Origin of the sequence: Pauljensenia hongkongensis, assembly GCF_001746855.1 — a bacterium.
Taxonomy (GTDB): Bacteria; Actinomycetota; Actinomycetes; order Actinomycetales; family Actinomycetaceae; genus Pauljensenia; species Pauljensenia hongkongensis.
Genome location: NZ_CP017298.1, coordinates 924356 through 932287, shown reverse-complemented (window position 1 = coordinate 932287; position 7932 = coordinate 924356). Strand labels below are relative to the sequence as shown.

Annotated in this window: 5 protein-coding genes and 1 pseudogene; all 6 read left to right on the top strand. The window is 70.6% G+C overall.

The genetic code is table 11. The features are described 5' to 3' along the window. The first annotated feature begins 149 nt into the window (after nt 1–149). On the top strand, nt 150–1712 hold the full coding sequence (locus BH719_RS03855; protein WP_009743444.1) for an FGGY-family carbohydrate kinase: 1563 nt from the start codon (nt 150–152) through the stop codon (nt 1710–1712). 33 nt (nt 1713–1745) lie between these two features. Continuing rightward, nucleotides 1746–3116, top strand: a complete 1371-nt coding sequence (locus BH719_RS03850) for a sn-glycerol-1-phosphate dehydrogenase (protein WP_009743443.1) — start codon at nt 1746–1748, stop codon at nt 3114–3116. Nucleotide 3117: 1 nt separating this feature from the next. Continuing rightward, entirely contained in the window at nt 3118–4779 is a 1662-nt protein-coding gene (locus BH719_RS03845; RefSeq protein ID WP_009743442.1) for a ribulokinase, read from the top strand. 277 nt (nt 4780–5056) lie between these two features. Then, nucleotides 5057–6016: a sugar-binding transcriptional regulator gene (locus BH719_RS03840; RefSeq protein WP_009743441.1), complete on the top strand. Its 960-nt coding sequence runs from the start codon at nt 5057–5059 to the stop codon at nt 6014–6016. A 327-nt stretch (nt 6017–6343) separates the two neighbouring features. Next, nucleotides 6344–7198, top strand: coding sequence for a formyltetrahydrofolate deformylase (gene purU / locus BH719_RS03835; protein WP_009743440.1), 855 nt, complete (start codon nt 6344–6346; stop codon nt 7196–7198). Nucleotides 7199–7397: 199 nt separating this feature from the next. Then, nucleotides 7398–7832: pseudogene (locus BH719_RS03830) on the top strand (FAD synthase family protein); the annotation flags it as partial. Nucleotides 7833–7932 lie beyond the last annotated feature (100 nt).

The window sequence follows — 7932 nt, the reverse complement described above, 5'->3', positions numbered from 1 at the left end:
CGCAGCCGCCCATCCCCGGGAGCGCCCAGGCGCCTCCCGACCCCGTCCCCGGGGAAGGCCGCGGGACCACCCCGGACCGCCCCGATCACCCCTGGCCGCCGTCACACGGACGTGACGGCGCCGCACGAACCCATGGAAGGGAGAACACAATGGTCGCACCCGGATACGAAGGACCATTCCTGCTCGGCATCGACTACGGCACGGAGTCGTGCCGGGCCGCCATCTTCGACCTGCGGGGGAACCCGATATCCTTCGCCGCCACCCCCTACAAGACCCACCACCCCAAGCCCGGATGGGCGGAGCAGAGCCCCGAGGACTGGTGGAACGCCCTGGTGGCCTCGGTCAAGCGCGTCATGGACGAGACCGGCATCCCCGCGCGCCACATCGCCGGCATCTCCTACGACGCGACGACCATGACCGTGGTCGCCATCGACAAGAACGGCCACGAGCTCGGCAACGCCATCATGTGGATGGACGTGCGCGCCACCGAGCAGAGCGCGCGCGCCGAGACGATCGAGCACTGGGCCCGCTACTACAACGGCGGCGGCACGATGCCCGCGACCGCCGAATGGTACCCCTTCAAAGCCGCCTGGCTGCGCGCGAACGAGCCCGACCGCTACAAGAGCGCCCACCGCCTCGTCGACGCCCCCGACTGGCTCACCCACAAGCTCACGGGCGAGTGGACCGTCAACATCAACTCCGCCGCGCTGCGCATGTACTACAACCGCGACGAGGGCGGATGGCCCGTCGAGTTCTACGAGCACATCGGGTGCGGGGACGTCTTCGACAAGATCCCCGACAGAGTCGTCGACCTGGGCGCCCCGATCGGCGGGCTCCTCCCCTCGGTCGCCCAGGAGCTCGGCCTCCTGCCGGGGACGCCCGTCGCCCAGGGCTGCCCCGACGCGTGGGCCGGCCAGATCGGCCTCGGCGTCGTCCAGCCGGGCAAGACCGCGATCATCACCGGATCCTCCCACGTCATCACAGGCCAGAGCGCGACCCCGCTGCACGGCAAGGGCTTCTTCGGCGGCTACACCGACGGCGTCATGCCCGGCCAGTACACCTGCGAGGGGGGACTCGTCTCCTCGGGCTCCGTGCTCAAGTGGTTCAAGGACAACTTCTGCCGCGACCTCACCTCCGCGGCCGAGCGCCTGGGCATGAACCCCTACAAGATCCTCGACGAGCGCGTCTCCGACATGCCCCCCGGTTCTGGGGGCCTCATCATCAACGAGTACTTCCAGGGCAATCGCACGCCCTACACGGACTCGAAGGCCCGTGGCATCATGTGGGGCCTCAACCTGTCCACCACGCCCGAGCAGGTCTACCACGCCATCGAGGAGGCCGTCTGCTACGGCACCGCCCACGTGCTCAAGGCATTCAAGGACGCGGGGTTCGCCTCCACGGAGCTGGTGGCCTGCGGAGGAGCGACGAAGTCCCGCGACTGGATGCAGATGCACGCCGATGTCACGGGCGTGCCGATCACCCTCACAGAGGTCGGGGATGCCGTCGTCCTGGGCTCGTGCATCCTCGCGGCCGTCGGCTCGGGGCAGTACCAGTCCATCCCCGACGCCGCCCGGAACATGGTCCACGAGACCGAGCGCATCGAGCCCCGCGCCGATGTCCACGAGGAGTACCAGTTCTACTTCAACAAGTACATGGAGACCTACCCGCGGATGCAGGGCCTGTCCCATGAGCTCGTCGACCACCTGGCATGAGACGGGAACAACACGAACGAAGGAGTATCACCTATGACCTCGCTGATTGACAGGGCGCTCGCCACGGCCACCGACACGAAGGAGATCGCCTTCGGGACTGGTGTCCTGGACCAGACCGGCCCCATGTTCGCGCGCCTGTTCCCCGGCGCGAAGGTCCTGGTCGTCGCGGACGGGAACACGTTCGCGGCGGCCGGCGGCCCCGTCGTCGACTCGCTGCGCGCCGCGGGCGTCGAATTCGCCGAGGAGCCCTACGTGTTCCCCGGGACCCCCACCCTCTACGCCGGTTACGACAACGTCGAGGTCCTGCGCGAGCACATCCGCCCCCTCGAGGACGCCGTCGTGTGCTCGATCGCCTCGGGCACCCTCAACGACCTCGCGAAACTGGCGTCGGGGGAGCTGGGGCGCCCCTACATGAACGTGTGCACCGCTCCCTCGGTGGACGGGTACGCGGCCTTCGGGGCCTCCATCGCCAAGGACGGCTTCAAGATCACCCGCAACTGCCCCGCGCCCCGGGGCCTGGTCGCCGACATGCGCGTCATCGCGGCAGCCCCGGCGCGCCTGCTGTACACGGGCTACGGGGACCTCATCGAGAAGGTCCCCGCCGGGGCCGACTGGATCGTCGCGGACGAGCTCGGCGTCGAGCCCATCGACGACTACGTGTGGTCGCTGGTCCAGGGGCCGCTGCGCGACGCCCTGAAGGACCCCGAGCGCATCGGCGCCGGCGACGAGGCGGCGGTGGAGGGCCTGGCCGAGGGCAACATCATGTCCGGTCTGGCCATGCAGGCCGCGCAGTCGTCGCGACCCGCCTCGGGCGCCGGGCACCAGTTCTCCCACACGTGGGAGATGGAGGGGCACGGCCTCGACTGGGAGCCGCCCCTGTCCCACGGGATGAAGGTCGGCGTCGGCACGGTCGCCTCCCTGGCGATCTGGGAGGAGGCGCTGCGCATCGACATGGACGCCCTCGACGTCGAGGCGGTCGTGGCCGCCGCCCCCACCGACGAGGAGGTCGCCGCGCGGGTGCGCGAGCTGCTGGTCCCCAAGATCGCCGACGAGGCCGTCGGCCACGCCGTCGGCAAGAACCTGCAGGGCGAGGAGCTGCGCGAGCGCCTGCGCCTCATCCAGAAGGTGTGGCCGCGCGTGCGCGAGCGGGTCGCCGACCAGCTCATGACCCCCGGGGAGGCGGCCCAGCGCCTCGACGCGGTCGGCGGGCCCAGCCACCCGGAGGACATCGGCATCGACATGGCGCGCTTCCGCGCCACCCACTACAAGGCGCAGATGATCCGCTCGCGCTACACGATCCTGGACGTCCTGACCGACACCGGGATGCTCGACGCGGTCGTCGAGCGCCTGTTCTCACCCGAAGGCTACTGGGGGCGGCGCCCCCACACGGAGAGGGAGGCGTGACATGACTGCCGCCCACACCATTGGACTCGATTTCGGAACCCTGTCGGTGCGCGCCGCCGTCGTGCGCGTCGACGACGGCGAAGTGGTCGCGGACGCCGTGCGCGAGTACGCGACCCCCGTCATGGAGCGGGCGCTCGCCTCGACGGGCCAGGCCCTGCCCCCCGACTACGCCCTCCAGGTGCCGGGCGACTACCTGGTCGCCATGGAGGAAGCGGTGCGGGGCGCCATGGCGGACTCGGGGGTGGACCCCGCCGACGTGATCGGCGTCGGGCTGGACTGCACCAGCGCCAGCGTGGTCGTCACGGACGCCGACGGCCGGCCCATGTGCGAGCGCGAGGAGTTCGCCGGCGAGCCGCAGGCGTACCTCAAGCTGTGGAAGCACCACGGCGCCACCGACCAGGCCAGGCGCATCGTGTCGCTGGCGCGCGAGCGCGGCGAGGCGTGGCTGCCGCGCTACGGCGGCACCCTCTCGCCCGAGATGCTGCTGCCCAAGGCATTGGAGCTCTTCGAGCGGGCGCCCCAGCTGTACGCCCAGACCGCCGAGATCCTCGACATCGTGGACTGGCTGACGTGGCGGCTCACCGGCACACTGGCCTACGCGGCGGGCGACTCGGGGTACAAGCGCATGTACCAGGACGGCGCCTACCCCTCCAGCGAGTTCCTGGAGGCGCTTGCCCCCGGCTTCGGCGGCGTCTTCAGCGAGAAGATGAGCCACCCGATCGTGCCCCTGGGCTCGCGGGTCGGTCCGCTGAGCGCCGAGTGGGCGCGCGCCTTCGGCCTGCCCGAGGGCATCGCGGTGGCCGCGGGCAACATCGACGCGCACGTGCAGTGCGTGTCGGTGGGGGCGATCGCGCCCGGTTGCCTGACGGGCATCCTCGGCACGTCCTCGTGCTGGATCCTGCCCTCGGCGGAGCTGCGCGAGGTCCCCGGGGTCTTCGGGGTCGTCGACGGGGGAGTGAGCGAGGGGGCGTGGGCCTACGAGGCCGGGCAGAGCGCCGTGGGCGACATCTTCGCCTGGTTCGTGGACAACCACGTTCCCCAGTCCTACTTCGACGAGGCCGCCGGGGCGGGGGAGTCCATTCACGAGCTGCTGTCGCGCAAAGCCGCTGCCCTGCGCAGCGGCGAGAGCGGTCTGGTCGCCCTGGACTGGTGGAACGGCAACCGTTCGACGCTGGTGGACGCGGACCTGTCCGGACTCATCATCGGCCAGCGCCTCACAACGCGCGTCGAGGAGACCTACCGGGCGCTCCTGGAGTCCACGGCCTTCGGGGCGAGGATGATCATCGAGAACTTCGAGGCCCACGGCGTGGGCGTCGAGGAGATCCGCATCGCGGGCGGCCTGCTGAGGAACCCGTTCCTCATGCAGATGTACGCCGATGTCACCAAGCGCCCCCTCCGGGTGGCCAGGACCCTCCAGGCCGGGGGGCACGGCAGCGCGATCTTCGCGGCGGTGGCGGCGGGGGCCTACCCCTCGGTCGCCGAGGCGGCGGAGGCGATGGCCGGGCTGGCCGACACCGTGTACCTGCCCGATCCGGCTGAGTCCGAGGTCTACGACCGCCTCTTCGCCGTCTACTCGCACTTGTACGACTACTTCGGGCGCGAGACGGAGATCATGCACGACCTGCAGGAGTTGCGCGCCGAGCGCGGCTGGGGCCAGGGCTGAGGCCCGACTGGCGCGGCGCCCGGCGGGACTCCCTCCGGGCGCCGTCCCGTGTCAGCCTGAAGCGGGTTGCCGGGCTGGGGCTCGTTCCAGACTGCGGGGTGCGCGCCGTCTTGGGCCGGCTCCGCCCGAGGAAGCCGGGGCTGTGGCCGTCCCACTGTGTGCCACCGAGCACACTCCACTGCGGGCCGTGCGTTATGGTGGATGCCACACGCACGGCGCCGCTGCCGATCGTGCCGGGCCGTCGGCAGTGTCCGGCCTCGATCCGATGGGAGGAACCATGGACCACGACCGCGAAGCCCAGATGCTGCGCGCCGCGCAGCTCTACTACTACGAGAACCTCACCCAGGGGGCCATCGCGGACAGGATGAACTGCACGCGGTGGACCGTCGGGCGCCTCCTCGACGAGGCCCGGGCGTGCGGGATCGTGGCGATCAGTATCAACCACCCCCGTTCCCGTGTGCCGACGCTGGAGAAGCGCCTCGTCGAGGCGTTCGGGCTCGGCGAGGCGATCGTCGTGCGCCAGCAGAGCACCCCGGCGGGCACCCTGGAACTGGTCGCCGCCGCCGCTGCCGACTACATCACTGCGCTGCGCCCCCAGCCCGAGTCGATGGGGATCGCGTGGGGGCGCACCCTCACGGCGGTCGCCCGGGCCATGCCCGAGGACTGGGCGCACGGGGTGGACGTCTACCAGACCTACGGGGGGCTGACCCGCTCGAACGACGACGTGGTCGCCGACTCGATCGGGCTGATGGCCCGCCGCGCCCGCGGCGTGGGGCACATGCTGCCCGCGCCCGCGATCGTGTCCGACGTGGACCTGGGGCGGCGCCTGCGGAACGAACCGTCCGTGGCGCGCACACTGGCGGTCGCGCCGCGCTCGGACGTCCTGGTCTTCTCGCCGGGCGTCCTCGAGGAGGAGTCCGTGCTGGTGCGCTCGGGCTTCCTCACCGAGCGGGGGATGGAACGCCTGCGGGCGATGGGCGCGGTGACGGACATCTTCTCCCGTTTCCTCGACATGTCGGGCGAGCCCGTTTCCCAGGAGTTGGAGGAGCGCACTATCGCGATCCCCTTGGACGCCGTGCGGCAGGCGAAACGGTCGGTCGCCGTCGCCTCTTCCCTGGTCAAGGCGGTGCCGATGCTGGTCGCGATGCGCTCCCGCCTGGCCACGGCGGCGGTAGTGGACGAGGAACTCGCCAAAGAGATCCTCCTGCTCGGGCGATTGGGGGCCGAGGGCCACTAGGGGGCTGCACGGGCGGCCGCGCACGTCTTTCCACGCCCTGGTTCGCCGCTCCTTGCTCCGGTTTCGGCGCTCCGCGCGCTGGTTTCGCCGCTCCGCGCTGTGGCCGCGCCGCCCGGCACCGGGGCGCCACCGGCGGTCCGCCATTCCGCCCCTGCTCCGAAGTACACACACAAGGGGCTTGGATTAGACAACACCGCTCGCACACAAGGGCATGATTCCGCCCTTGTGTGCGACGACATGTTGCGTAATCCCGTTCGTTGTGTGCGTGACCGGGGGCGGTCCAGGGACCCGCACCCGTGTTCGCGGAGAACCATTAGACTGGCGCCCATGACTGAAAACGCGCAGCTCGTTCTCACCCTGTCGTGCCCGGACCGCCCCGGCATCGTCCACGCCGTCACCGGCGTCATCGGCGCGGCGGGCGGCAACGTCATCCAGTCCCAGCAGTTCGGCGACCCCGGCACGGGCACCTTCTTCATGCGCGTGGAAGTGGACTCGCCCGCGGGTCGCGCCCCCGTGGAGGAGGGCCTGGCCGACGCGGCGCGCCAGTTCAGCGCCGACTACCGGGTCGACGAGCTGGGGCGGCGCCTGCGCACCATCATCATGGTCTCGCGCGAGGGCCACTGCCTCACGGATCTGCTCTACCGCCAGCGCACCCAGGGCCTGCCCATCGAGGTCGTGGCGGTGGTGGGCAACCACCCGGACCTGGCGCCCGTCGCCCAGTTCTACGGCGTCCCCTTCCTCAACATCCCCATCACGAAGGACACGAAAGCCCGGGCCGAGGAGCAGCTGCTCGACCTCGTCGCCTCGGAGAAGGTGGAACTGGTGGTGCTGGCGCGCTACATGCAGATCCTCTCCGACGGCGTGTGCCGGGCAATGGAGGGCCGCGTCATCAACATCCACCACTCCTTCCTCCCCTCCTTCAAGGGCGCGCGCCCCTACGCCCAGGCCCACGAGCGCGGCGTGAAACTCATCGGCGCCACCGCCCACTACGTGACGGCCGACCTGGACGAGGGCCCCATCATCGAGCAGGACGTGACGCGGGTCAGCCACGCGGACTCCACCGCCGACATGGTCGCCCTGGGCCAGGACGTGGAGCGGCGGGTCCTCGCCCAGGCCGTCCGCTTCCACGCCGAGCACCGGGTCCTCATGAACGGGACGAGGACCGTCGTCTTCGCCAAATGAGGCGCGCCTGGTCACTTTTGGGCCCTCGCGCGCCCCGGAGCGGACCGGGACGGCGTGGTCGGAGCAGGTTTCGCGTGATCTTTCGGGCATTTGCTCGGTAAAGGTGAGTTGACCGCCTGATAAGTGGCACACTTGATGGGTGGATCAGACACGGACTACAACCAAGCCCGTCACCGGATACGTGCCCGGTGGCTTCGACATGTTCCATCAGGGGCACCTCAACATCCTGCGCGCCGCGCGCGAGCGCTGCGACCGCCTGGTGGTCGGAGTCACCTCCGACGAGGCGCTCATCCGCATGAAAGGACGGGCTCCCGTCATCCCCCTCAAAGAGCGCTGCGACCTGGTCTCCTCCCTGCGCTTCGTCGACGCCGTCGTGGTGGACCTCGACCAGGACAAGCGCCTCGCGTGGCGCCTGCAGCCCTTCGACGTCCTCTTCAAGGGCGACGACTGGAAGGGCACTCCCAAAGGGGCCAAGTTGGAGGCCGAGATGGCCGAGGTGGGCGCCCGCGTCGTCTACCTGCCCTACACCTCCTCCACCTCGTCCACCAAGCTGCGCCGGTTCATCGCGCCCGAGGACTTCTCAGACGACGAGGCGGCCGCGGCAGCCGACGAAGCGAGCACGGCGAGCGCCCAGGTTCCCGTAGCACCCGGCGGGGCGGGCGCGGCGAGCGCCCAGGTTCCCGTAGCACCCGGCGGGGCGGCGCGGCAGGCGCCCAGGCCCCCCGTCCGGCACC

Excerpts from the sequence above, each read along its gene's own strand:
- BH719_RS03840 (WP_009743441.1), top strand. The coding sequence starts at position 5,057 with ATGGACCACGACCGCGAAGCCCAGATGCTGCGCGCCGCGCAGCTCTAC.
- BH719_RS03845 (WP_009743442.1), top strand. The coding sequence starts at position 3,118 with ATGACTGCCGCCCACACCATTGGACTCGATTTCGGAACCCTGTCGGTG.
- BH719_RS03850 (WP_009743443.1), top strand. The coding sequence starts at position 1,746 with ATGACCTCGCTGATTGACAGGGCGCTCGCCACGGCCACCGACACGAAG.
- BH719_RS03855 (WP_009743444.1), top strand. The coding sequence starts at position 150 with ATGGTCGCACCCGGATACGAAGGACCATTCCTGCTCGGCATCGACTAC.
- purU (WP_009743440.1), top strand. The coding sequence starts at position 6,344 with ATGACTGAAAACGCGCAGCTCGTTCTCACCCTGTCGTGCCCGGACCGC.